Source organism: Paenibacillus sp. FSL H3-0286, assembly GCF_045040705.1.
In the GTDB taxonomy this organism is placed as follows: Bacteria; Bacillota; Bacilli; order Paenibacillales; family Paenibacillaceae; genus Paenibacillus_AQ; species Paenibacillus_AQ odorifer.
Genome location: NZ_CP150285.1, coordinates 325,947 through 350,080 on the forward strand (window position 1 = coordinate 325,947; position 24,134 = coordinate 350,080).

Sequence of the window (24,134 nt, forward strand, 5' to 3'; positions counted from 1 at the left end):
TGGAAGATCCATTTAGCCGGTTTTTTTGTGTGTATGTTACAGCGTCGCTGTATGTATTCCCTTAACCGAAGGAAGTATGGACACTATCTGAAACGATGTCCCTCAGCTCCGCTTTATATGCCGCATACTGCTCGGTTGTTATGCTTCCAGCGGCTAACCGTGAATCCAATTGATCCGTTAGCTGGGCAACCTGTAGATCGATTACAGCTTCAATATCTTGGCCTTGTTCTGATGCAATATCTTGAAGTGACTTACCGTCATATATGGCCTCGTATAGATCCTCGTCCGTTGGCTGGTTAAGTACCTCCAATAATTCGTCTTGATCCGCGACCTCTGCGGTGGACCATTTAACAGGCGAACTTGCATTAGCGGTAAGACTAGTCCAAGCATTTCCGAAAGACATCACTACAACTACCGTTCCGACTATGATCACTCTTTTTATATCCATTAGAGTCCTCTTTTCTTGTTCTGCAATAACTTATCTTGCTTAAGCATCCGTCTAAAGTATCGTTTAAAATGGGTTCTAACTAGTTATATTGTAACCCGCGAAGCTGAACTGAAGCTTAAGCAATATTAAAAATAACCTAAAGATTTAACACGGCTATGATATAGCGATAATACACCGCAGGTATACTTTCCAGATGAGCTTCATTGCATATTTATGCATTGAATCACAATCAAACAAATGGGGAGTGTTCGGAGTTTTGAGAATAACAGCAAAAGCTAAACGTTTATTTTCCAGCATAATTGCCAGCAGTCTGATGTTGGGAATAATGGCTCCAGCAGGGTATGCCGAAGAGCAGCAGCTGGAGACAGAGCAGACATCTTCCGAATTAGAGGCGCATTTTGATGAACAGGTTGAGCTCGACACGCTTTTAAGTCAACCGACTGTAATGGCAGATGTGTACGCGGTACCTAATAATCCAGGAGCGCTACTGATTACAGAAGTTGTTCCGGATACTAAAAATGTAAAAGGGACAGATGGAACCTCTGTAGATGGTTACGAGTTTGTTGAGGTCTACAATAATACGGACAAGCCGGTTAATTTTAAGGATTATTATTTCTTTTATAATGACAAAGATACATGGGCACCTAATGGTGATGCTGTAATACCGGCGCATGGAAATATTGTTTTCTGGATTATGAACGGCAATAATCTGAATGTTCCTACGGAGGATTTCATCAAAAACTTTAATCCTTCTGCAGCTTTGCAGGAAGGAGTGAATCTGTTCCGGATCAACGGTGGCGGGGGGATGGCTAACACTTCTGCGCGTAATTTACAAATTAAAAGCAAAGCAGGAGATACGCTAATTGTTTCTGCTTCCTATGGAAAAGAACAGGTGAAGGAGAATAACGGGATCTTCTATCAATATTTGCAAGCGGATAGCTCCGTTATGAACCTCATGGCGAATTCGGGAACGGTTGTGGCTACGCCTGGAACCGTAGAGGCAGAACAAGTGCCTGAGCTAGTTCCTGGGAACAAGCAGCCAGTGATTGAACATATTGCACAGAGTAGTGTCGATCCAGCGGATCTCCCTATCAGTGCGAAGATTACTAATCTGGAAAGCGGGGCAGATGGATCACTACCCGTAGTGAAGCTACAGTATGGCTCTCCTTCTCAGGCGAAAGATACGGTAATCACCATGACCTCAAAAGGTGGGGATGAATATGCGGCAATGATTCCTGCAGCTGCGCTGGAAGAGCCGGAGCTGCATTACAGCATCCGCGTTAACAATGTGACAGAGAGTTATTTTGTTCATGTGAATGTGCCGGCGTTCGATCCGAACAATGTGCCGCCGTTGTTAATCACAGAGCTGCTGCCAAACTCGACGAATGTAAAAGGAACGAGCAGCGACGCTTTTGAATTCATTGAGGTCTATAACAATACTGATGCACCAGTTAATTTCAAGGACTACAAGGTCTATTATCGTTATCCTGATAAAGGTAACGCTTCCGATGTGAAGTGGCCTTCGACGCCAGACAACTTTCTGATTCCTGCACAGCAGTCCGTGGTGTTCTGGGTTATTAATAGTGCCAATAGTACTTACACTGCTAATGATTTCAATACAGAATTCAACACAAACTTAATTGAAGGCACCAATCTCTTTTTGATCAAAAGCGATGGTATGGCGAACTCTGGCCGCCGGGCAGTCGTAATCAAAAGTAACACGGAAAAAGAAATTTCCTCCGCGTATTATGATGCTGACCTCACCTACGATGGTGGAGCTAAAGGTGATGACACCAAAGAGAATAAAGCCCTTCTATATAAGTATCCTGTGAATGGGCTGAGCAAAATGCTCAAGATCAGTACGGGGTCAGCCGTTCCGTCACCAGGCCAGACGGATGTAACACAACTTCCAAACACACCGATCCATGTGGAGCCGGATACAGAGAAACCAACAGTAGAAGATCTGACCGGCGTAACGGAGATTGATCAGTCGCTGGGTCTCGATTTGAAGGCTTTTGCTGATGACAATAAAGCTGTTACTTCTGTGGAAGTTAGAGTGTCTTCGGACAAGCAGCCGGAGGCTGTTAGCCACAATCTATCCCAAGACTTCAACGACAGCTTGTATCACTTTAAATTGACCTCTGCGGATTTGATTGGCAGAAATGAAATCCAGTATTACTTTGTTGTTTCTGATGGAACGAATGAAACACAATCTCCAGTAATAAAAGTAAAAGTTACAGGAGGACAGGATCAATCACCCCTTCGTTTGAATGTGAAGGAAGGGCAGTTGATCAATGGCTCCGTGACCGTAAAGGGAACCTCTGCCACCGCTAAGGCTGATGTCTTAGGCTTGAGCATTGACAGTAAGTTACTGGGCAATAACGAGGCATATAATGCACTGGAGAATGATGCCTACTTTGTATTTGAAGCTAAAAATGTGGACTATTATTTTAAAAATGCGATCACGATGGGACCGGAAGAACTAGGAGATGCCAGTATTCTGTATACCTTTATGGACCCGATTACTACGTATACTACATTGACTTTTCCTATTTCTTCTGCCGCTTTAAAAAAGGGTACGGATAATGTGATTTACATTCGGGCGGGCTCTAAATCATCTCCATTTGATCCTCGTCCTGAGGAGAATAAGGATGATTTTGAAGTAAAAAATGTTCGTCTCCTGCTGGCAGATGGTACCGAAATTTGGGACCCGGCTTATGCAGAACGTGATAAGGAAATCAAGATGGGGGACAGCGCAGGTAAGCATGAATCCCTCGGCTTCCAGTTTGATCTAAAAGCGGATTTGTTCCGTTCAAAGGCGTACAACTGGAATACTAAGGAAGCAACTGACGGAGAACATAAAGTAACGCTTACCGAAGGTGGAACGAAAGTATCATCAAACGTAATTGTCGACAACACGCCACCATCCATCAAAGCATCCATAGAAGAAGGACAAACTTACCGTGGCAATTTTGAAATTGCTGCTGAAGTTAAGGATACTTATGCGGGTGTAGATAAGGTCAGCGTGAAGCTGGATGGTAATGTTATTGAACTGCCCTATGCTACTTCATCCGGGAAGTTGTCGGCTGGGGATCATACGCTTTCTATCACAGCCTTAGACAGGATTGGCAATCAGGCAGAAAAGGTCATTACATTCCATGTACCGAATGAGAATCCATTTGCGCCACTGCTTATTTCTCCTACAAACTGGGAGACCGCTGTAGGTACTAATCCGACTTTAAAGGTTAAGGTTGAAGATCCTAATCAGGATAAGATAAACGTTACCTTCTTTAGAGGATTTAAGTACGATGCTAACCATCCGGAGCAAGGCTTTGCTGGGTTTATAAATGCATCCGATACAGAGCCGCCGAAACAATCCGTACCTGCGGGCGAACAAGCGCTTAGCAGTGATGACTACAGTAAAATAAGTGCGGTGGACGGACAATATTTAATTAATGATGCTGTCGATCAATTCCCTTATCAGCGTTATGAAATTAAGCTGGATGAGTCGGTTAAGGCGTCAGATCGTGTAGATATTGAATGGAAAGGGAATTCGTTGCCGGGACGAAAAGTAAGTCTCTACGCATGGAGTCCAGCTCAACAAAAATGGGTACAGCTGGATCATTTAATCGCTGGAACAGAGGATTTTGAGCTGAAATCCACGGTTACAGCTGGAGAATATGCTAATGGAAATAGCATTGCCGTAATGGTTCAGGATGAAATTGCTTCTGTGGCTAAGACAGCACCTACAGTAACACAAGATACGTATGACTTCTCTTTTGTATGGATGTCTGATACACAATATTATTCACAGAGCTACCCTTACATTTACCGTAAAAATGTAGAATGGATAGCTGACAACAAAGAGAGCTTGAACCTGAAATACGTTATTCATACAGGAGATATCGTGGATAAATCCTATCAGGAGTATGAGTGGAAGGAAGCTGACCGGGACATGAAGGTTCTGGAGGAAGCTAACATTCCTTATGGTGTTCTTGCAGGTAATCATGACGTAGGTCATCAAACCGGGGATTACACGAAATTCTGGGAGTATTTTGGAGAGTGGAGATTCAAGAATATGCCGACCTTTGGTGGCTCTTATGACAACAACAGGGGCCATTACGATTTAGTGTCTGCGAACGGAAATGATTTTGTTATTGTATACATGGGCTGGGGATTGGCTGAGGAAGAAATCGAATGGATGAATGAGATCGTTGCCCGTTATCCAGAGCGTAAAGCGATTCTTTGTCTCCATGAATACTTGCTGGTTTCTAATAACCGGGCACCTATTGCGGATAAGATTTTTGAGATGGTTGTGAAACCTAACAAAAACGTAATCGCAGCACTGTCCGGCCATTATCATGATGCTGAGCTTAAAGTAGACGAGCTGGATGATAACGGTGACGGTATTCCAGACCGCAGTGTCTATCAAATGCTGGCAGATTATCAAGGCGCTGAAGAAGGGGGACTCGGCTATATCCGACTGCTTCAGTTCGATGTTGCTAATAACAAACTTCGCGTGAAGACTTATTCGCCTTATTTGGATGATTATAACTACTATGATGAAGACGAATATCCAGGCAAAGATGAGTTCGTTCTGGATCTGGATTTACAGCCTGTGACTAAACGTGTGGCTACCGACTATATCGGAGTCAAGGTTTACAGCGATCAGGAAATTGCGGCCAATCCACAAGTAGAGAGTGGCGCGGAGACTCAGGTCACTTGGAGTAAGCTGAATCCGGATAGCTACTACCAATGGTATACAAAGGTTGAGGATGATCACTCCGGTAGTGTGCTTTCAGATATCTGGGGCTTTTACACTGGAAAAGAGGATGTGACGCCGACACCAGAGGTGACACCGACACCAGAGGTAACGCCGACACCAGAGGTATCGCCATTGCCAGAAGTGACGCCATCGCCAGAAGTGACGCCTACACCAGCACCAGAGGTGACAACGGCACCTCCGGTAGTTTCACCAGTGCCAACAGTGACTCCAACGCCTACAGCCACACCTGGAGCGGGAAAAGGAAACATTGAACTGGCATTAGGAAGTAATGGGACGTATACAGCTGATCCGTCAGCCTTGAAGAAACTGATAGAGGAAGCTGCTACAGGGGGAAGCCTAAAGATTAGCGCAGGCGGAGCAACCTCGGCTCAAGATCAGATTAGAATTGCTCTTGATGCAGCCGCTGTTCAACAGGCTGTCGATAAGAAGTTGAATTTGAATATTGTTTCATCTAACGTTACCTTGAGCGTACCAACAAGCTCCTTACCGGCCATTCCGGCAGGCAGTGATATGCTGCTACTAAGCATTGATACGAGTATGATATCTGTACAGGCCAATGACGCTGGAATGAGTCCATTCAGAGCTAACGTTACGCTGAACCTCAGTACATCTGCAGGAGGCAAAGAAACGGCTATCCACCAGCTTAAAGGTGCTGTTACGATTACCTTGACGCTGACTAAGGAACAGCTTGCTAAGCTTGATACAGATTTTGCGGGTGTCTATTATGTAAATGGCAGCACGTTGGAATATTTGGGTGGAGTGTTTAAGGATAATACCGTTACCTTCACAACAAATCACTTTTCCTCCTTTGCGGTGCTGGAATACCATAAGCAATTTAGGGATACTGCTGGTCACTGGGCAGAGTCGTATATTTCCAAGCTGACGGCTAAGCATGTGATTAAAGGGATCGACGATACGCATTATGGACCACAGGCGAATGTAACCCGTGCAGATTTTGTTACACTGGCCGTTCGTTCTCTCGGATTGGATGAAGCAAATGGGGCTATCGTACAGAGTGCTTTTGCAGATGTATCTAAAGATGCTTATTATGCACAGTCGATAGACAAAGCTGTCCAGCTTGGATTGATCCAAGGCAGTGATGGCAAGTTCCGACCTAAAGATGCGATTACTCGTGAGGAGGCGGCAGTTGTCCTGCAGAAACTGATGCAGTATAAAGCAGGATTGCAAGCTTCCGTTGCTGCTGCTGCAAGCTTTAAGGATATGAATAGTGTATCTGAGTGGGCGAAGCAAGCGGTAATTGATTTGCAAGCAAAGGGAATCCTTGACGGCAAGGGCGACAATAACTTTGACCCTCGTGGCAAAGTGACCCGTGCTGAAATCGCAAAACTGTTATATGGAATAATCAAATTATAAGATAGGTTGGCAAAGGCAGGCAGAGGTGACTCTGGCCTGCTTTTTGTCTTTTTTGCGTGTAGTCTCCTTTTTCTTCTATGTAAAAAGGGAATTTCCACTATTCATATGATTTTTCATATATAATATTTTTGAATTAATTTTTAATTTTCAGAATCTTTCAAAATAAAAGGTAGATTGCAAGGAGTGCAAGTGAAATTAAATATCTCCAATCTGCCACTTCAGGAGTCGGGTAAAATATATTTACCAGTTAGAGCGTTATTTACCGGCCGTATCATCTTTTATGCAGGTTTATGATGAAGACAGCCATGCGCTTGTACTGGAAAGTGGTCTATAAGCTTCCAAGTTGGAGGGCACCTTTGAGGGTGTTCTTTTTTTGAATATATAAAATACTTACTTGACAGGTAGGAATAAAGGGGTATATGATATCACCAATACTTAAACAGTAATTAAATGAACAGTGAAATAATTCAACTGAGCTGATTGGACCACCAAAGGCTCCCGTACTTTTCCCTTGTCAGGGGTAGGTGCTGGGAGTCTTTTTTTATGGGCTGATTGGGAGAAAGCAGAGGTAAGTAAGCCATGAGCGAACAATATTGGAGACAGCTGGAGGAGACAGATTGGGCATTTCGCAAGGCGGTTCGCAGATTCGTGAAAGAGCGGGATAAGGTCGCCGTAGCAGGCATCTCCTTACCAGGCATGCTGATTCTGCACAAAATCATTCGTGATGGTGAACAAAGGCTAGGAGACTTAGCGGATGAACTAGACTTCACCTCAGGTGCGATTACCGCATTGAGCGATAAGCTTGAGGCGGGTGGATATACCGTGCGCAGACGTAAAGAAGGCGACCGTAGAACGGTAATGCTGGATATTACGGATAAAGGCCGCAAGCTGGCGGAGCAGAACAGCAACATCGGAGAACGATGTATTTCGCTTTTGTTTGAGGGGTTTACGGAGGAGGAATTGGCGCAGCAAAATGACTTTTATCAGCGGATCATTAGCAATTTGGAAGGATTCTCGGATATCCTGCTGAAGCTCGCCAAGGAGAATGCAGAGACCTCTCCAACCCTTGAACAGAAGCCACGAACAACCACCAAAAAAAGTAATTATCTTAGCTACTAAAAATTGAACGTAGGAGAGATGAACGATGGGACATTCAACCATTTATCCAACTGGAGCAACCGTATATAACCCTAACAAAGCCTGGAGTGGCTATACCGTATTTCAAGCTGGTGAAGAAGGTGTTGTACTGATTGATATGAACGGTAAAGAGGTGCATTTGTGGAAGGGGCTGCTTGGATTTCCGGCTAAAATCTTCCCGGGTGGTTATGTGCTGGGCAGCACAGGAAGAAGAGATCCTAAATTCGGAATACAGGATAATGTAGATCTGGTACAGGTGGACTGGGATGGGAACATCGTGTGGAAATATAACAGCTATGAACATATAGAAGATCCGGGTTATGAACCCCTCTGGTATGCCCGCCAACATCATGACTATCAGCGCGAAGGCAATCCGGTCGGATATTTTGCACCGGGGCTTGAACCCAAGGTAGACAGTGGAAAAACGCTAATTCTTGCTCATAAAAACATCTACAATCCTCAAATCTCCGACAAACAATTGCTTGATGACACGATCCTTGAGGTGGACTGGGAGGGGAATATCGTCTGGGAGTGGGCTCCAAATGAACATTTTGATGAGCTAGGCTTTGATGAAGCGGCCAAAAATGTACTATTTCGTGATCCTAACTCACGCTCTTTCGGAAATCTAGGTGGTGGTGTTGGAGACTGGCTGCATATCAATTCGGCTTCTTATGTAGGACCCAATAAGTTTTACGATGCAGGGGATGAGCGTTTCCATCCGGATAACGTGATCTGGGATGCGCGTGAAGCAAATATTATTGCGATCACGGATAAGCGTACCGGAGCCATCGTTTGGAGAATCGGTCCGGATTACTCGCTGCCAGAAGTGAAGCATATCGACTGGATCATTGGCCAGCATCATGCGCACATCATTCCGAAAGGTTTGCCGGGAGAAGGCAACTTACTTGTATTCGATAACGGGGGCTGGGGCGGTTATGGTCTTCCAAATCCATCTTCTCCTTTTGGGCAAAAAAATGCACTCCGCGACCACTCGCGAATTCTGGAGATTAATCCCGTAACCCTTGAGATTGAGTGGCAATATACAGCGGCAGAAGCAGGTTTCTCTGTCCCAACCGATTCTTATAAATTCTACAGTCCATATATCAGCTCAGCTCAACGGCTTTTGAATGGCAACACCTTAATTACAGAAGGTTCTAACGGCAGACTCTTTGAGGTTACGCCAGAACATGAACTGGTATGGGAATATATTTCGCCATTTACGGACTCCAGAAATACCAACATGGTCTATCGTTCCTACCGTGTGCCTTATGCATGGGTACCACAGCTGGAAACGCCAGTTGAACAAGCGATTGAGCCAATAGACGTAACGCAGTTCAGAGTCCCGGGGTCTGCACCTAAAGGATCGGATTCTGTGGTAAGTGTGGCGACAACCCTGCCATTTGTTGAAGGAGCTGCTTGTGTGGCGACGACGGATGAAGGCAGCAGCCGCAAGGTAAATTAACAAATTTGAGGAGATGTGTCGGTTGAAAAAATCATGGATCAGCTCAAGCTTTCTGCTCTTATCTTTATCAGTGGTTATCCTTTTATCGGGCTGCAGCTCCAAGGGCGACGCGGCTGCCTCTAATGCCGCTAAAGAGGGAGCGGCGAACAGCAAAGCAGAGACATTAAAGATAAAAATTGCTGACATCAATACGAATCCCACTTTTCGGGTGGCACTAGATAAAGGCATCTTTGCCAAACACGGGATTGACGCTGAACTGGTCAACTTTGGTTCCCCTGCGGAAGGTGTAAATGCCCTTTTTATTAAACAGGTGGATGTGGCTTTCGGGGCAGACTTCCCCTTGCTGAACGCAGTGGCGAAGGGCGATTATGCTATTATCGCCTCGGCGGGATTAGCGACTGATGAAGCGTCCACTGAATGGAAATTGTTCGTACAGGACGATATTCAGAAGGCTGAAGACTTGAAGGGGAAGAAGCTGAGTTTCATACGCGGTACCTTCATTCCGTACCTTTGGGATGAATATTTGAAAGAGCATAATGCTGCTCTCAGTGATGTGGAGTTGATAGGACAGGGTGCCTTTGATGAAGCTTATATCGCTTTGAAGCAAGGTGCTGTGGATGGAGCATGGTTTTATGGTTCGGTTCTGAATGATAAGCTCTACGCGCTTAAAGGTGTTCATGAACTGACAGATATGTCTAAAACCACGGTTCGATTGGGGATGGGGATTGTAACGGGAAATGATTTTGCGACTAAGAATCCGCAAGGTATAGCAAATTTCCTAGCAGCGGTGAATGAAGCCGGAGCCTATGCTCAGGCTCACCCAGATGAGGTTGCTGATCTGATGTATAAGGAAGTGAAGCAGCCTAAGGAATCAACGATAAAAGATCTGCCGAATAATCCGTGGGCACTAGGATTTACTCAAGCAGCGTATGACAGTTTGACCAAGCAAAAGAAATATATGGTCGACAACGGAATCATTGAGAAGGATTTTGATCTGGATAGCAAACTGAATCTCGAGCCGCTGGCGAAGGCATTGCCAGAAGAGGTTACGTACAAGAAATAGGGGGAGTTCAGCATGTCATTATCTGCTAAGCAGCATACCATTCATATTGAGCAGCTCCGTAAAAGCTACAGTGAACCGACTGCTGGGGACGTTCACTACATTATAAAAGATGTAGATCTCGTAATTAAAGGTGGCGAATTCTTCGTTCTGCTCGGGCCGAGTGGTTGCGGGAAATCAACACTGCTGAATATGATCGCCGGCTTTGTCTCCAAATCCGGTGGGCATCTACGGGTGGATAATGTAGAGGTGAATAAGCCCGGCAGAGATCGGGCGGTTGTGTTCCAGCAGGCTGATTCCTCCTTATTCCCTTGGTTAACCGTTCGTCAGAATGTGGAGTTCGGATTGCGGATGAAGAAAATCGCAAAGGTGGAACGGCATACAATATCGGATAGGTTCATCGGGCTTGTTGGGCTGAACGGGCATGAGGAGAAGTTCCCGAAGGAGCTGTCTGGGGGTATGAAGCAGCGTGTTCAGCTGGCTCGGGTGCTGGCGAATGATCCAGCGATTCTGCTGATGGATGAGCCATTTGGTGCACTGGATGCGATGACGCGCCGAACGATGCAGAAGGAATTGGTCAATATTTGGCGCCAGACACATAAGACGGTGATTTTTGTAACTCATGATATTCAGGAGGCGTTATTGCTGGGAGAACGAATTGGTATTATGTCAGTAGGACCGTCCTCTAATATTACGGATATTTATGACAATACACTTCCGTATCCGCGGGACGTAACCTCACCGGAATTCTACTCGTTATACAATCAAATTCAAGGTCATTTCGAAGAATAGGATAGGGTGAGACAGATGAGAAAATGGGTGGAGAAGAAGTGGGTTTCCGTAACCCTTCTATGGATTACCGCGCTCTGCGTCTGGCAGCTTGGAGCTGTAATCTATAGCCCCGATGTGATCCCCGGACCATGGAGTACACTTAAAGGCGGAAGGGAGCTGCTGGAAGACGGAACCTTGCTGCAATATATCGGAATTAGCTTTTACCGGGTGCTCATTGGTTGGGTACTCGGCAGTTTACTGGCGATTCCCGTAGGACTAATCATTGGGAAGGTGAACTTGATCCGTATTTTTGCGGAGCCTTTCCTGAACTTTATCCGTTTTATCCCGCCGATTGCATTCATTACTTTGTTCCTAGTATGGTTTGGTATTGGGGAGCAGTCGAAGATTGCGTTAATTATGTACGCTACCTTTTTTATCGTGGTGCTGAATACTTTAACCGGTGTGATGTCCGTGGAAGAGGACAAAATCCGCTCAGCCCGCAGTATGGGCGCCAGTGAGTGGCAAATTCTGATTCATGTGGTCGTTCCGGCGACGATCCCTTATATTTTTACGGGTATCCGGTTAGCGATGGGCACCTCATATATGGCGATTATCGGCGCGGAAATGATTGCTTCGAACGAAGGTGTAGGTTATCTGATCTGGAATTCCCGGTTGTTTTTCCGTACGGATTGGATCTTTGTCGGGTTATTCTGCCTTGGCTTTATGGGCTTCTTTACGGATCGGCTTTTTGGCTGGTTCGGTAAGAAGGTGCTTTACAGATACGGTGTTGTCAGTGTGGCAGCGCGTAGACGGTAGTTATATTCATACATGTAAAACTGCCTGGAAATGTCGGGCAGTTTTTTACTTGGACTGAAGTTTATACGAATATTTTTTGTCATTGTAATTAAATTGGATGGAATCCAGTGATGAGGGATTAAGAGAATAATCATTTATTTTTTCTTTGTTGCCAGTCAGAAGATTATAAATATAAACTTCGTAACTATAGCTACCATCTGCATTTCCAGGAAGTATGGAAACCGATAGATAAAGTTTTTCTTTTTCATCAACTGCATAACTATAAAATTTACCTCCAGATGAATGGAATTGAGCAATTTCTTTATTAGATGTTGGATCGTCTACTTTCATCACCCAAGCTTGTTCTCGTATCGGCTGAGCGCCATCAGTGAAAATGGAAAAGGTATGATAGAGGATATAATCATCTAATCCAAAAACGCCGCTAACCACCAGAACAGCATCGCCATCATTTAAAGGTAACGTCAATAGCTTCTTGGACTTTTCTACAGCTAGTGTTTTTTCATTAGGAGAACTTAAATAGAAAGTGAAAGGCTCTGTTGGAAAATAAAATGGATTTGCTTCTGTTCCAGGGGCAATGTTCATTTTTGGGGCTGGCAACCATACGATACCGGCAGAGGTATTGACAGCGTAGTTGTATTGTTCTGTATTCTGATCACGTAATGGGAGGGTGTAAAGATCACTGTTTATTTGAATGATTTTATTACTTGTATCTGGCGTGTTATTTTTAGGAGGAGTAGCTGCATTGTTGCAAGCTGAGATAAGCAAAGTACATAGAAATAAACCTGTTACCATCTGAATTTTTGTAAACGGCATTTTTCAAGCTCCTCTGAGGGTCATTTCTTATTATGAATAAATACTACTATACATCAGTAAAGTTCTATTTTAGTGTAATTAATGTAATTATTTTCATAAAAACATTTCTAAGGGAAACGGCGGTCATCTAAAAAAGACGACAGGTCGTTTCTTTTTATTTACAAATATTCCTATTCTCCTTAATGCCGCGAAAATAGTACACGCCTATACTGCAATTGGGTGCCTAACAGTTGTACATAAAGAAGCCCGCAAATAAGAAATAGGAGTGAAGGGGAAATCATGAAAAAAGGGATCAAAAATCAATTATCGATGGGTCTAATGTTATCCTTGCTCGTCCTGTTGCTTGCTGCTTGTGGAAATTCAGCCAAGGCTGAAGAAACAACGAATGGAAAGGCTGGCACCAAAGAATTAAGTCTGACTGAGATCGAGAGTAAAGCTAAAGAAGAGGGCAGTATCGTCAGTGTAGGAATGCCGGATTCCTGGGCGAACTGGAAAGATACATGGAGTGATATGAACAGTAAGTATGGTCTTACACATTCGGATACCGATATGTCGAGCGCGGAGGAAATTGCCAAGTTTGATGCGGAAAAAGACAAACCAACGGCCGATATCGGAGATGTGGGGATTGCGTTTGGCTCGGTTGCCGTGGATAAAGGGGTAACCCAGCCTTATAAAACATCCTACTGGGATGAAATCCCCGATTGGGCTAAGGATAAGGACGGGAATTGGATCGTCGGCTATCAAGGCACCATTTCTTTTCTGACTAACACTAAGCTCGTGGCGAATCCACCGAAGAGCTGGGAAGATCTGAAGAACGGTAACTACAAAATCATCGTTGGTGATGTAACCAAGGCTGCTCAAGCACAGATGGCTGTATTGGCCGCAGCGATTGCCTTTGGTGGCGATGAGTCGAACATTGAACCGGGGATTGCTTTTTTCGAGGATTTAGCTAAAAACGGACGTCTCTCCAATGCAGAAGCTTCCCTTGCCAACATTGAAAAAGGGGAAGTAGAAGTTACCCTGCTCTGGGATTTCAACGCTTTGAACTATAGAGACCAGATCAACAAAGATGGCTTCGCAGTAGCCATTCCCCAGGAAGGCAGTGTCGTGAGCGGGTATGCCACGATCATCAACAAATATGCGCCGCATCCTAACGCGGCGAAGCTTACACGTCAATACATCCTTAGCGATGAAGGACAGATTAATCTTGCCAAAGGTTACGCTCGTCCGATCCGTGACAGTGTAACGTTGCCGGATGATGTTGCAGCTAAGCTGCTGCCAAAAGAAGAATACGTCAACGCTAAGCCTGTTGGTGATTACAAGGTATGGGAAGAGACGGCAAAAACCATTCCTCAATTGTGGCAGGAACGTGTGCTTGTGTATTTGAATTAGTATTCATTTCTCCCTAAAAAAGAAGCAGGGCGCCTTCGTCATGATGCCGTAAGGCGCCTTTGTTCTATTCCCGCGACAAGGAGCGAGTAAGATGAAACAAAGAAGCCGCGGTGTGATCCTGGCACTTATTCCATTTGCACTAATGGTGTTAGCCTTTCAACTGGTACCTATACTATCCATGTTGACGGGAAGCTTTCGCACAGCGGACGGAACGGGATTTACGTTAGGCAATTATCTGCATGCGTTGCAAAGTGCCTATTACATGCAGGCGATTAAGAACAGTCTGCTAATCTCCATAACCTCAAGTCTGATAGGGATCATTGTCGGACTTTTTTGTGCTTATTGCATTACCCGGTTTACCCCGAGAGTACGCGATAGACTTCTGATGCTGTCGAATATGACCTCTAACTTCGCAGGTGTTCCGCTGGCTTTTGCTTATATCATTTTGCTCGGAAATAATGGGGTGTTTACACTCTTATTTAAACAGTGGGGCTGGAGTGTTTTTGCCGATTTTGATCTATATAGCTGGTCAGGTCTAATACTGGTGTATGTATACTTTCAGGTTCCGTTAGCCTTACTGCTTTTGTACCCGTCCTTTTACGGAATTCGTGAGCAGTGGAGAGAGGCAGCGTCCTTACTGGGGGCTGGGCCTTGGCAGTTCTGGAAGACGATTGGCCTGCCTATTCTAACTCCGGCGATCTTCGGCACACTTGGAATTCTTTTTGCTAATGCAATGGGGGCTTATGCCACGGCTTACGCATTGGTTGGCGGAAATTACAATCTGTTGGCGGTACGTATCGGTTCACTGGTTGCCGGAGATGTGGTTACACAGCCACAAATGGGGAGTACGCTTGCTGTTCTGCTTGGTCTGACTACGATTTTGGCGGTTTATCTGAACCATTTAATGGTGCGGCGTGCGGAGAGGTTCGGAACGAAAGCACTCAGTAAACCGGATGTGAAAATCAAAGCTTCCCGGCGTTTATGGACAGCTCGTGAGGAGGCAGGGCAATGAATATACGTAAAGCAGGCTTTGCTCCACGCACCTTCATGCTGCTGCTCATGGTGTATTTGCTGCTTCCTCTTTTGGCAACGGGCATTTATGCTTTTGCACAAGATTGGCAGAATACCTTGCTGCCCCGAGCTTGGACGCTGAATTGGTTTGGGGAAATGTTTGAGGATATTCGCTTTCTGGAGGCGCTTTGGACCTCGCTTTATTTATGCCTGATCAGCGTGGTGCTGAGTCTGGCCGTGATGCTGCCAGCTGTTTTTGTCATCACCCTCTATTTTCCGCGTTGGGAGAGCTTTATGAAAGGTATTGTTGTTTTGCCTTATGCGGTGCCTGGTGTTGTGGCTGCGGTAGGTCTTATTCGTACCTATTCTTCTGGACCCTTTGATATCGCTGGAACAGCGTATTTATTAGTGGGGGCATATTTTGTGGTCATCCTTCCCTATATGTATCAGGGCATTCGCAATAGTCTGTTAACGGTTAATGCCGTTGAACTGCTGCATGCTGCGGAGCTGCTTGGTGCCCGCCGAAGAACGGCCTTCGTGAATGTGATTTTGCCTAATATATGGCCTGGGGTTATCGTCTCTACACTGTTATCATTTTCAGTTCTATTCGGCGAATTTGTCCTTACGAACATGTTAGTTGGCGGACATATTCAGACGATTCAGGTATATCTATATCAAAGGGTTGGTGAAAGTGGACATTTAGCCAGCGCGATTGCGATCTCTTATTTTCTGTTTATTCTAATTCTTTCGATGGTACTCATGAAGCTCGGTAAAAAGATGGGAGGGGGCGTTAAGGGATGAATGATTATCTAAAGCTGCAGGGTGTATGCAAAATGTTTGGGAATACCTGTGTGTTAGACAATGTTGATTTGGAGATCCGTGAAGGTGAACTTGTAACACTGCTAGGCCCCTCCGGTTGTGGAAAAAGCACATTGCTACGCTGCATAGCCGGTCTTTCAGAGCTGGATGGCGGCAGAATTCTTTTGGAAAATAAAGATCTGGGAAGTTTGCCGCCCCGTAAGCGCGAGGTAGGAATGGTGTTTCAGTCTTATGCCTTGTTCCCCAATCTGACGGTGAGCCAAAATATCGAGTATGGAATGAAAATGCGGGGATTATCGAAATCAGCCCGCCATCATCGCTGCGCGGAATTGCTGGCATTGGTCGATCTGGAAGATAAACGGGATGTATATCCGCAGTCCCTCTCCGGTGGACAGCAGCAGCGGGTAGCGCTGGCTCGTTCTCTAGCGGTGCAGCCCAAAGTATTGCTGCTGGATGAACCCTTAAGCGCACTAGATGCTAAGATACGCAAGAATTTACGTGCAGAAATTCGTGATATCCAAAAAAGGTTTAACATGACGACACTATTCGTGACACATGATCAGGAGGAAGCGCTGATTCTTTCTGACCGCATCTGTATTATGAACGGTGGCCGGATTGTGCAGGATGGCACACCTGAGGGGTTGTACTCCGCACCACGGACAGAGTTCGTTGCCCGGTTTATGGGCAGTTACAATGTATTGACCCGATCAGAAGTGATGACGTTGTTCCGGGGGATAGATAGCACGCAGGACCGCTTTGCTATTCGGCCTGAGGCGGTTACGCTGCTGCATGAGGGCGCGGGACTTCACGAGGTTGCTGCCGGAGTGCAACTGGTGGATGGCATCATTAAATCTGTCTCCGTGTTGGGCAATATTATTAGGTGTACGGTAGAGGTAGAAGACATTTGCTTAACGGTTGATCTTTTAAATGACGGACGCTGGCTGAGGCTGGTGGAAGGGGCTAACGTCACCTTGGCTCTGAACCCTTCTGAGCTGCTGCATCTGGAACGAGAGGGAGCGTAATAAGATGACTGAAATGAACAATAAACTTATTGTGGTAGTGTTGGACGGACTTAGATATGAGGCCGCACGTGAATATATGGGGTATATGGAGCATTTGGTGGAGCAGGGGAAAATATCATGTCACCGAGTGAAGTCGGAATTGCCTAGTCTGTCACGCCCGCTTTATGAAGTACTCTTGACGGGGACACCTGTGACCAAAAATGGAATTACGGCTAACCATATTGTGAGACCAAGCCATGAAGAGAGCGTATTCCATCTGGCAGTGGCCGCTAATTTGCGCACAGCTGCTGTCGCCTATCATTGGGTCAGTGAGCTTTATAATTCGGCCCCTTTTGATCCGCTGGCTGATCGCCATCAGCACAATGTGATGAAGCCCATTCAGCATGGCAGCTTTTATTTCGAGGATCACTATCCCGACAGTCATGTGTTTGCCGACGCGGTGTATTTACGGAGTGCCTATGATCCGCATTTCCTATACATTCACTCCATGAATATAGATGACGCCGGGCATCGTTATGGCGGCGAGAGTAAAGAATATGAGCTTTCAGTGCGTAATGCCGACGGTCTGCTGGCCACTGTTTTGCCTATTTGGATGGAACAGGGCTATAAGATTATGATTACGGCAGATCACGGAATGAACGCAAATGGGTACCACGGCGGGATAACCCCTTCCGAGCGAAATGTGCCATTATATACGTTTGGGGTAGATGTATTATCTTCAGAAAAAGAGGAAGAAATGCTGCCACAGCTGCGAATGGCTCCTTTAATGTGCCACTGTTTGGGGCTGGCCCCTTCGGCAGCAATGAGTAAGGAGGGCTTGCCTCCACTTGTGCAGAAGCAATCTCATGACAAAGTGGAAGAACCTTTGCCGTTGGTATGAAATAAAATAATTAGCACTAGAAAAATCATATACGTGAAAGCTGGGTTTTTGTATAATGATTTGTATATTTAACCCAATTAGGAGGTTGTCTATTGAGCGCTTCTAAAGCTATGAAATGGATTACGGGTTCCTGTGAAATTATTTTGGCAATTCCAATTCTGGGTGCTGCTATTGTTATTGGCACGGGGTATTCCGTTCTGGGGTTGATGTTTATTCTACATGTGATTACATTGATTTTATCTTCAAGAGACCGTGAGTCTATCTACGGTTCAGTGCTAGGAATTATAACTTCTTTATTGGCATGGATTCCTTTTGTGGGCTGGTTCTTGCACTTAATTACTGGGATTCTGTTGATGGTGAGTGGAGGACAGAAGTCCCGTTATCCGTCGAACCATATCTATCCACAATGATGTAAAATGACTTCAATACAGCCCAATTCGGACGTTTGTCCGGTTGGGCTGTATTCATGTTATAATGAGGGCACATTTTAGCAGTAAGCACAGAGAGGAGGCGCATCCATATGGAAATAACCGCACAAGAAGTAGCAGAATGGATGGTGAAGGAGATTCGTTTTACGGGTACCTTGCATCAGACGGCGGCGATTGAATATGTGAAAGAGAATTTTGGAGAACAATTTGTATTTGTGAATGAGAACGGCAATGCCTCACTCTCCAAAGAAGTGAAGAAAGCTTTCCGGAAACTCCATGGCGGGAGAATTGCTTGGGATCGAGACGGGTTCTTGTGGGCTTGGACCTAGGTTTGGCGTTTAAAAAACATTTATAAACTGTTCAACTTATATAATGAGATGAAAAACGGACCATGCATGTACTGCAATGGCCCGTCTTTTTGCATTCTTTTTAGTTAGATATATTCTGTCATTCCCTGTTCCTTTAGAAGCTCCACGATATCTTTGACTGACTGCGCTTTATCCTTGGGACAGATTAATAGTGCATCCCCAGTATCCGCAATGATGAACCCGTCTACACCAATGGTCGTGATCAGTCTGCCATTTCCATAGATGATTGAATTATGGGTATCTATCCCCACATGATTTGCTTTTATAATGTTGCCTGCATCATCCGGAGGGAAGATTGAACCCAGTGCATCCCAGCTGCCGATATCATTCCAGCCAAATTGCCCGGAAAGCACGACAACTTCATCAGAGCGCTCTAAAATGCCGTAATCAATCGAAATATTCTGAAGCGTTGGATAGATGGCATTAATAACTTCCTCTTCCTGATCTGTACCCAAATAATCACTGATGGGCAGCATGGTTTTGTAGAGTCGAGGTAGATAACGTTTGAAATTATCAATAATGACAGAGGTCTGCCAAATAAAAATCCCACTATTCCATAGATAATTACCGGATGCCAGATAACTCTGTGCATTCTGAAAGTTTGGTTTCTCTACAAATTCATCTACATCATATACAGCCACTGGGCTTGTCGCAATCGGCGTCTTATCAAAGGCAATATAGCCGTAGCCAGTAGATGGGAAAGTAGGCTTGATTCCGATGGTTACTATTTTGTCTGACTCCATGGCAACAGTACAGGCTTCGTCTAGTGTAAGACGGAATTGTTCCTCATCCGTTATATAGTGATCGGAAGGCAGGACGACCATTAAGGAATTGCCATGAGATTTCTCTATAGATAATGCTGCAAAAAGAATGCTAGCGGCTGTATTTCGCGCCACAGGTTCAATTAGAATATTAGCTTTGAGAACGCTGCTGTGCATAATACTCTCCAACAATACTGCTTGGGTACGATTAGTAACGATAACTGTATTCTCCTGAGGAATAATCCCTTTGAAGCGTTCAATCGTATCGTTTAGCATAATGTCGTTGCCACTAATATTCAGCAGCTGCTTTGGGATTTCTTGTCTGGACAGGGGCCAAAACCGTGTTCCGCCCCCGCCGGCTAGGATCGTAGCATATTTATTCATGATGCATCACCAACCGGGCAATTGTGAAGGATATAATGCTCTCCGAGCCTTGGTTCAGGTTGAGCCCCGCGGCATGGATGCCGTCATAACAAGCACCAGTCTGCGGATCGATCAGAGGGATTCCCAAGGAATTATGCCCTAGATACCAGTTGTAGCATAATTCTGCTTGCGTAAGATAGGCGGGGTCCTCAAGAACAACAGCTGCTTCCCGGCAGGCCAGCAGCATCTCGCAGGCTTCAATGGGCTGTTCATCATAGGGTGCAGCCAGCCCATCACGCAGCAGCCAGCCATGGCTGCCGATCGGTTTATAGTAACCTTTGCTGGAGAAGGTGGTGGAAGCTAGGAAATCCAGGCTTTCCTTGGCGGTCTCCCGCAGGTCTTTATTCCCGGAGATCAGGAAGGCCCGAAGCAGAGCCCAGGGCAGCATGGAATTGCCATAAGTGATGCTGTCCTCGAACCAATTCCAGCCGTGCCCCTTATAGCGGGTATATTGATTATGCAGCCGAACCGCAATATTTTCGATCAGACTCTCAATGGTTGCCCTTGGCAGAAAGGCGGCTTCTTCGGTCGTGTTTTCAGTATGCGGGTATGGAAAAGCATAACCTAATGAGCCCGGTGCTTCGGTAAGATAACTTAGGCCGATGATGGCATAGGCTCCAGCCCGAGGTGAGCCCAAGGCTTCCAGATGCGGCAGTGCCTGATTGATCAAATACCGGCAGGTATTCATCAGGTTATCGGGCAGGGAAGCAGCATGCGATAGGGCGAACCCGAGTGCCCACAAGGTACGTCCCTGGCAATCTTCAGAACCTTTATCCTCTATAAAGGAGCGGTTATAATCCATGAAATTGCGAAAATTGCCGTCCGCTGTCTGGGAATGATAGATAAAAGAGATATACGTATGAATGAGATCGAGTGCCACGGCATCCCGGGAATTCTCGTACATTAAGACCGCAGCAATCAGGGCGCGGGCGTTATCATCGGTAGTGTAGCCCTTGGAACGGTCCGGAACCCCAAACTTGGTATGCTGAAAGATTCCTGTATCGTCCGTGATTCTGCGCAGATAGCCTGGTTTAGCCTGTACTGTGGTGGAGGTTTCCATTAAATCACGCTCCGATCAGCTGACGCCGAGCTCTGGATATGGCTGTGGAACAAGGCGGCATAGATTTTGGCGATTTCGTTCCAGCGCATAGTGAGCCCGAGCTTCAACGTACGGTCTTCCATCGTTTGCACCAGGGCGGGGCTATTCAGCAAGCGCAAAATGCAGGCTTCCAAGGAAGCAGAATCATGAAAATCAGCCAGTAGACCGCGGCCTTCTGCCAACATTTCCTGGGCGTAGCGGTAAGGGGTCGACACGATGACCCGGCCATAACCGACTCCGTAGGCCAGGGTGCCGCTGACGGCCTGATCCTTACCCAGATAAGGAGTCACATAAATATCTGACATGACCAAGGACTCTATTACTTCTTCTTGGGTCAGCAACTTATCGACGAATTGGACATTGTCCTGCAGGTCAAACATTTCTACGAGGTCCGTCAGTTTCTGGCGGTAAACTTCGCCGGATTCCAGCTTGACGACCGGATGGGTCTTGCCCCAGACAATGTAAAGTGCTTCGGGATGTCGCTTGACCACGCCGCGCATAGCTTCGATGCTGTATTCAATCCCTTTGCCGGGACTGAGGAAGCCGAAGGTGGAGAGGATTTTGCGGTCTGGATAACCGTATTGTGCTTTGAGGCTGGAGCGTGAAGCTGTGCTCACTTGAGGGACACCGTGATGGATGAATGTGATTTTGGAAACTGGGATCTCATAAATAGTAGATAAATCAGTAAGGGTTGATTCCGCCATCGTCACGACCTGCACGCTACGCTCGGCCAGACATCGGATGATCTGATGCTGCTTAGGGGAGGGCTTGGTCAACACTGTGTGAAAAACAACAACATACGGAATGTTCAAACGTTCGACAAAGGGCAGCAGGTATTCACCGCTTTCTCCGCCGTAGATGCCAAATTCATGTTGGATGACCAACAAATCGGTATCAGAATTGTTGAGGAAATCGGCCGTATCTATATAATCTGCGTAATTATGCTGGTCGATCTGCCGTATTACCTGCTGATCGTAAGCGTAGGTTTCATTGTTGTTTATGGCAATAATCCGGGGCGGGTTGAAGCCGGGAAGGTGGATAAGTTCATCTAGCAGATCCTGTGTGAACGTGGCGATACCGCACTCTCGCGGCAGACTGGTTCCCAGGAACACGATGTTGTGATTACGGACTGTATTTTTCATTCAAAGAGCCTCCCTAATGGTCTTGCGATTGGTCTGGATACAAAAAAAGAAAATAAAGAAGACTTTATTTTCTGAATAGGGAAAGGTATTTGTTTTTTCTGAAATTAGAAATGTTGCAAATTATTTCCTAATCCCACTGTAACATGACCATTTAATCTTGTCAATTTAATTGACTCCTTGGGTGAGTGCGGATATATTATGGGAGGAGGTGGATGAATGCCAGTCATACGCAGTAAACTGAGCGAGGTCATGCTGAGGCATGATCCGAAATTATCGATCCGTAAGCTTGCCAAAGAGATCAATTACCACTTTGATTCAGTACGCCGAATGTACAAGAATGAGATGGTGCAGTATCCAAGGGATCTGCTGCTAAAATTATGTGTATACTTTAATGTCCAGCCCGGCGAGCTGATCGCCATGGATGCGGAAGACAACGATTGGGTAATCGATCGTTCAAATGATTATGAGGAGGACGATGATGACAAGGAACCCGGCACGGACAGCCACCTGTAAGCAGCTTCTGGATACATATCATGCCGGACGCGGTACAACCATAGTAAACAAACTGACGTTCACCGGTGTCGGGCACCGGGATGTCTATAATATAACCGCCCCGTTTATGTATAACGGGGAGGAAGTACTAATGGGAAGAGTTGAGGAACGGGACAGTGAGTTCTCTCAAGTCTTCTTTTTTACATGCCATGATGGAGTCTGGAGGCCTCGTGCGCATACGCATACGTACAATTTACAGGACCCGTGCTGGACCCGGATCAGGGGGGAACTTATTGTGGGCGGGGTGGAAGTGATTACGGCAGCGGATGATCCGCACCGGATTACCTCCTGGGTGACCCAATTCTACAGGGGGTATCACATCGATTCTTTAACCCACTTTTCTTCAGGTCCCGGCACGATGAAGGATATCCGGCTTATCGAGCTTGATAATGGCAGTGTAGGCGTATTTACCCGGCCGCAGGGCGAACGGGGTGGGCGGGGGCAGATTGGGTTCACAGTGATTCCTTCGCTGGACGAACTGAATGAGCAGACCTTTATTGATGCCGAGGTGCTTCAGGATCAATTCGTGCCCGAAGAGTGGGGGGGAGCCAATGAAGCTCATCTGCTGCGGGGTGGAATGGTGGGCGTATTGGGCCACATTGCCTGCTTCGATAGTGCCGGAAACAAACACTATTATGCCATGGCTTTTTCGCTGAATCCTGAGACTTATAAAGCAACTCCGGTCAAAATAATTGCAGTCCGCAGTGATTTTCCGGCGGGCCCGGGCAAGCGCAAAGAACTGGAGGATGTCATCTTTAGCGGTGGCTTGAAACGTCTTGGAGGAGGCCGGGCGGTATTATCTGTAGGGGTGAGTGATGCTGAAGCATATGAGATTGAGATCGCGGACCCTTTTGACGAATACGAATCCTAGCATTCTTCCAGTTGGTTTGACTAGATTATATGGTCATGTTACACTTAGTGTGACAAGAATTTATGGTCAAAGAGAGCGGGAAACCCAATGAATAAGTTTATTCAATTCAACACACGTAAGACTGACACCAAGTCCAACATCAATCAGGCGCGTAAGCAAGGACGTATTCCGGCTGTATTATATGGTATTGGTAAAGAGACTCTGACGTTGGAAGTGAATGAAAAAGAACTTCTGGACATTCTCAAAAAGAATCCGCGCGCAATTCTGCAAGGTAAGGTATCGGAAGAGCTAGAGGTTCCGGTCGTGGTTCAGAACATTCAGAAGGATACCCTGTCCGGCAAAATTCTGCATATTGATTTTCAACATGTAAATATGAAAAAGAGCATGGACAGCAAGGTGACTATTCATTTTGCAGGTGAAGCCGTAGGGATTAAAGCAGGCGGTACGCTTCAGGTTGAAATTTATGAAGTGGAAGTTCGCTGTATGCCTGAAGATCTTCCTACCTCCATGGAAGTGGATATCAGCGGATTGGATATTGGCGACCAATTGCTTGTCTCTGACCTGATCTTTAAGGACGGGATTGAAGTGTTGACCGAACCGTCAACCGTAATGATCCAGATCAAGACTGTGCATGAAGAAGAGGAAGAAGAAGCGGTAGTAACTCCAGCTTAAACCTATATTTTTATAAAAAAGGCAAGT

At 45.8% G+C, this 24,134-nt stretch carries 21 protein-coding genes; 16 read left to right on the top strand and 5 right to left on the bottom strand.

Annotated features, from left to right (window positions below):
- Positions 1-61: 61 nt before the first annotated feature.
- The gene (locus MHB37_RS01460; protein ID WP_038568262.1) at positions 62-448 is read right to left on the bottom strand and encodes a hypothetical protein; all 387 of its coding nucleotides are present in this window, start codon (positions 446-448) and stop codon (positions 62-64) included.
- Positions 449-704: 256 nt separating this feature from the next.
- Here MHB37_RS01460 and MHB37_RS01465 point away from each other — a divergent pair, with 256 nt between their 5' ends.
- The 6 genes from MHB37_RS01465 (at position 705) to MHB37_RS01490 (ending at position 11,854) form a co-directional block, all read left to right on the top strand.
- Positions 705-6,608, top strand: coding sequence for an S-layer homology domain-containing protein (locus MHB37_RS01465; RefSeq protein ID WP_405168868.1), 5,904 nt, complete (start codon positions 705-707; stop codon positions 6,606-6,608).
- 579 nt (positions 6,609-7,187) lie between these two features.
- Positions 7,188-7,727: a MarR family winged helix-turn-helix transcriptional regulator gene (locus tag MHB37_RS01470; RefSeq protein ID WP_036687318.1), complete on the top strand. Its 540-nt coding sequence runs from the start codon at positions 7,188-7,190 to the stop codon at positions 7,725-7,727.
- A gap of 25 nt (positions 7,728-7,752) precedes the next feature.
- Positions 7,753-9,207, top strand: a complete 1,455-nt coding sequence (locus MHB37_RS01475; RefSeq protein ID WP_076192518.1) for an aryl-sulfate sulfotransferase — start codon at positions 7,753-7,755, stop codon at positions 9,205-9,207.
- 22 nt (positions 9,208-9,229) lie between these two features.
- Positions 9,230-10,270, top strand: coding sequence for an ABC transporter substrate-binding protein (locus MHB37_RS01480; protein WP_076192516.1), 1,041 nt, complete (start codon positions 9,230-9,232; stop codon positions 10,268-10,270).
- A gap of 12 nt (positions 10,271-10,282) precedes the next feature.
- Positions 10,283-11,059: an ABC transporter ATP-binding protein gene (locus MHB37_RS01485; RefSeq protein WP_076186160.1), complete on the top strand. Its 777-nt coding sequence runs from the start codon at positions 10,283-10,285 to the stop codon at positions 11,057-11,059.
- 15 nt (positions 11,060-11,074) lie between these two features.
- Positions 11,075-11,854 (top strand): ABC transporter permease, encoded by a 780-nt coding sequence (locus MHB37_RS01490; RefSeq protein ID WP_341165169.1) that lies wholly within the window; start codon positions 11,075-11,077, stop codon positions 11,852-11,854.
- A gap of 45 nt (positions 11,855-11,899) precedes the next feature.
- Here MHB37_RS01490 and MHB37_RS01495 read toward each other — a convergent pair whose 3' ends face one another.
- On the bottom strand, positions 11,900-12,667 hold the full coding sequence (locus tag MHB37_RS01495) for a hypothetical protein (protein ID WP_076304748.1): 768 nt from the start codon (positions 12,665-12,667) through the stop codon (positions 11,900-11,902).
- A gap of 279 nt (positions 12,668-12,946) precedes the next feature.
- Between MHB37_RS01495 and MHB37_RS01500 the strand changes: the two genes are divergently transcribed.
- The 7 genes from MHB37_RS01500 to MHB37_RS01530 all read left to right on the top strand — a co-directional run bounded on the left by MHB37_RS01500 (position 12,947) and on the right by MHB37_RS01530 (position 18,548).
- Complete coding sequence (locus MHB37_RS01500; RefSeq protein ID WP_339245963.1) at positions 12,947-14,059, top strand: extracellular solute-binding protein; 1,113 nt, start codon at positions 12,947-12,949, stop codon at positions 14,057-14,059.
- Positions 14,060-14,150: 91 nt separating this feature from the next.
- Positions 14,151-15,071, top strand: a complete 921-nt coding sequence (locus MHB37_RS01505; RefSeq protein ID WP_076275947.1) for an ABC transporter permease subunit — start codon at positions 14,151-14,153, stop codon at positions 15,069-15,071.
- Positions 15,068-15,871: an ABC transporter permease gene (locus tag MHB37_RS01510; protein WP_076186152.1), complete on the top strand. Its 804-nt coding sequence runs from the start codon at positions 15,068-15,070 to the stop codon at positions 15,869-15,871. The genes MHB37_RS01505 and MHB37_RS01510 overlap by 4 nt, the downstream gene beginning before the upstream one ends.
- On the top strand, positions 15,868-16,911 hold the full coding sequence (locus MHB37_RS01515; RefSeq protein ID WP_076307967.1) for an ABC transporter ATP-binding protein: 1,044 nt from the start codon (positions 15,868-15,870) through the stop codon (positions 16,909-16,911). The genes MHB37_RS01510 and MHB37_RS01515 overlap by 4 nt, the downstream gene beginning before the upstream one ends.
- Positions 16,912-16,915: 4 nt before the next feature.
- Complete coding sequence (locus MHB37_RS01520; RefSeq protein WP_081387133.1) at positions 16,916-17,791, top strand: alkaline phosphatase family protein; 876 nt, start codon at positions 16,916-16,918, stop codon at positions 17,789-17,791.
- Positions 17,792-17,883: 92 nt separating this feature from the next.
- A complete protein-coding gene (locus tag MHB37_RS01525; RefSeq protein WP_036687337.1) occupies positions 17,884-18,201 on the top strand; it encodes a hypothetical protein in 318 nt (105 codons plus the stop codon).
- A gap of 110 nt (positions 18,202-18,311) precedes the next feature.
- Entirely contained in the window at positions 18,312-18,548 is a 237-nt protein-coding gene (locus MHB37_RS01530; RefSeq protein ID WP_036687339.1) for a DUF6953 family protein, read from the top strand.
- Between the two features lie 104 nt (positions 18,549-18,652).
- On the opposite strand, the gene MHB37_RS01535 is transcribed toward MHB37_RS01530, so the two are convergent.
- Genes MHB37_RS01535 through MHB37_RS01545 form a run of 3 tightly spaced genes read right to left on the bottom strand, consistent with a single transcriptional unit; the run spans position 18,653 to position 22,012 of the window.
- Positions 18,653-19,732 carry a mannose-1-phosphate guanylyltransferase gene (locus tag MHB37_RS01535; RefSeq protein ID WP_076127047.1) on the bottom strand — a complete coding sequence of 360 codons (1,080 nt, stop codon included), beginning with the start codon at positions 19,730-19,732 and terminating at the stop codon, positions 18,653-18,655.
- Positions 19,725-20,831 (bottom strand): glycosyltransferase, encoded by a 1,107-nt coding sequence (locus MHB37_RS01540; RefSeq protein WP_076219709.1) that lies wholly within the window; start codon positions 20,829-20,831, stop codon positions 19,725-19,727. Before MHB37_RS01540 ends, MHB37_RS01535 begins: the two co-directional genes overlap by 8 nt.
- Positions 20,831-22,012 carry a glycosyltransferase family 4 protein gene (locus tag MHB37_RS01545; protein ID WP_076275948.1) on the bottom strand — a complete coding sequence of 394 codons (1,182 nt, stop codon included), beginning with the start codon at positions 22,010-22,012 and terminating at the stop codon, positions 20,831-20,833. The genes MHB37_RS01540 and MHB37_RS01545 overlap by 1 nt, the downstream gene beginning before the upstream one ends.
- Positions 22,013-22,228: 216 nt before the next feature.
- Between MHB37_RS01545 and MHB37_RS01550 the strand changes: the two genes are divergently transcribed.
- The 3 genes from MHB37_RS01550 to MHB37_RS01560 all read left to right on the top strand — a co-directional run bounded on the left by MHB37_RS01550 (position 22,229) and on the right by MHB37_RS01560 (position 24,107).
- Positions 22,229-22,525, top strand: coding sequence for a helix-turn-helix transcriptional regulator (locus MHB37_RS01550; RefSeq protein ID WP_076127054.1), 297 nt, complete (start codon positions 22,229-22,231; stop codon positions 22,523-22,525).
- Positions 22,488-23,435: a DUF1861 family protein gene (locus MHB37_RS01555; protein WP_139330081.1), complete on the top strand. Its 948-nt coding sequence runs from the start codon at positions 22,488-22,490 to the stop codon at positions 23,433-23,435. Before MHB37_RS01550 ends, MHB37_RS01555 begins: the two co-directional genes overlap by 38 nt.
- 87 nt (positions 23,436-23,522) lie before the next feature.
- Positions 23,523-24,107, top strand: coding sequence for a 50S ribosomal protein L25 (locus MHB37_RS01560; protein ID WP_076101172.1), 585 nt, complete (start codon positions 23,523-23,525; stop codon positions 24,105-24,107).
- Positions 24,108-24,134: the final 27 nt, after the last annotated feature.

Bases quoted from the DNA above. Each gene is read 5' to 3' on its own strand.
- MHB37_RS01515 (WP_076307967.1), top strand. From the start codon at position 15,868: ATGAATGATTATCTAAAGCTGCAGGGTGTATGCAAAATGTTTGGGAAT.
- MHB37_RS01510 (WP_076186152.1), top strand. From the start codon at position 15,068: ATGAATATACGTAAAGCAGGCTTTGCTCCACGCACCTTCATGCTGCTG.
- MHB37_RS01490 (WP_341165169.1), top strand. From the start codon at position 11,075: ATGAGAAAATGGGTGGAGAAGAAGTGGGTTTCCGTAACCCTTCTATGG.
- MHB37_RS01495 (WP_076304748.1), bottom strand. From the start codon at position 12,667: ATGCCGTTTACAAAAATTCAGATGGTAACAGGTTTATTTCTATGTACT.
- MHB37_RS01530 (WP_036687339.1), top strand. From the start codon at position 18,312: ATGGAAATAACCGCACAAGAAGTAGCAGAATGGATGGTGAAGGAGATT.
- MHB37_RS01550 (WP_076127054.1), top strand. From the start codon at position 22,229: ATGCCAGTCATACGCAGTAAACTGAGCGAGGTCATGCTGAGGCATGAT.
- MHB37_RS01535 (WP_076127047.1), bottom strand. From the start codon at position 19,732: ATGAATAAATATGCTACGATCCTAGCCGGCGGGGGCGGAACACGGTTT.
- MHB37_RS01520 (WP_081387133.1), top strand. From the start codon at position 16,916: ATGACTGAAATGAACAATAAACTTATTGTGGTAGTGTTGGACGGACTT.
- MHB37_RS01500 (WP_339245963.1), top strand. From the start codon at position 12,947: ATGAAAAAAGGGATCAAAAATCAATTATCGATGGGTCTAATGTTATCC.
- MHB37_RS01505 (WP_076275947.1), top strand. From the start codon at position 14,151: ATGAAACAAAGAAGCCGCGGTGTGATCCTGGCACTTATTCCATTTGCA.
- MHB37_RS01470 (WP_036687318.1), top strand. From the start codon at position 7,188: ATGAGCGAACAATATTGGAGACAGCTGGAGGAGACAGATTGGGCATTT.
- MHB37_RS01485 (WP_076186160.1), top strand. From the start codon at position 10,283: ATGTCATTATCTGCTAAGCAGCATACCATTCATATTGAGCAGCTCCGT.
- MHB37_RS01545 (WP_076275948.1), bottom strand. From the start codon at position 22,012: ATGAAAAATACAGTCCGTAATCACAACATCGTGTTCCTGGGAACCAGT.
- MHB37_RS01540 (WP_076219709.1), bottom strand. From the start codon at position 20,831: ATGGAAACCTCCACCACAGTACAGGCTAAACCAGGCTATCTGCGCAGA.
- MHB37_RS01560 (WP_076101172.1), top strand. From the start codon at position 23,523: ATGAATAAGTTTATTCAATTCAACACACGTAAGACTGACACCAAGTCC.
- MHB37_RS01475 (WP_076192518.1), top strand. From the start codon at position 7,753: ATGGGACATTCAACCATTTATCCAACTGGAGCAACCGTATATAACCCT.
- MHB37_RS01460 (WP_038568262.1), bottom strand. From the start codon at position 448: ATGGATATAAAAAGAGTGATCATAGTCGGAACGGTAGTTGTAGTGATG.
- MHB37_RS01555 (WP_139330081.1), top strand. From the start codon at position 22,488: ATGATGACAAGGAACCCGGCACGGACAGCCACCTGTAAGCAGCTTCTG.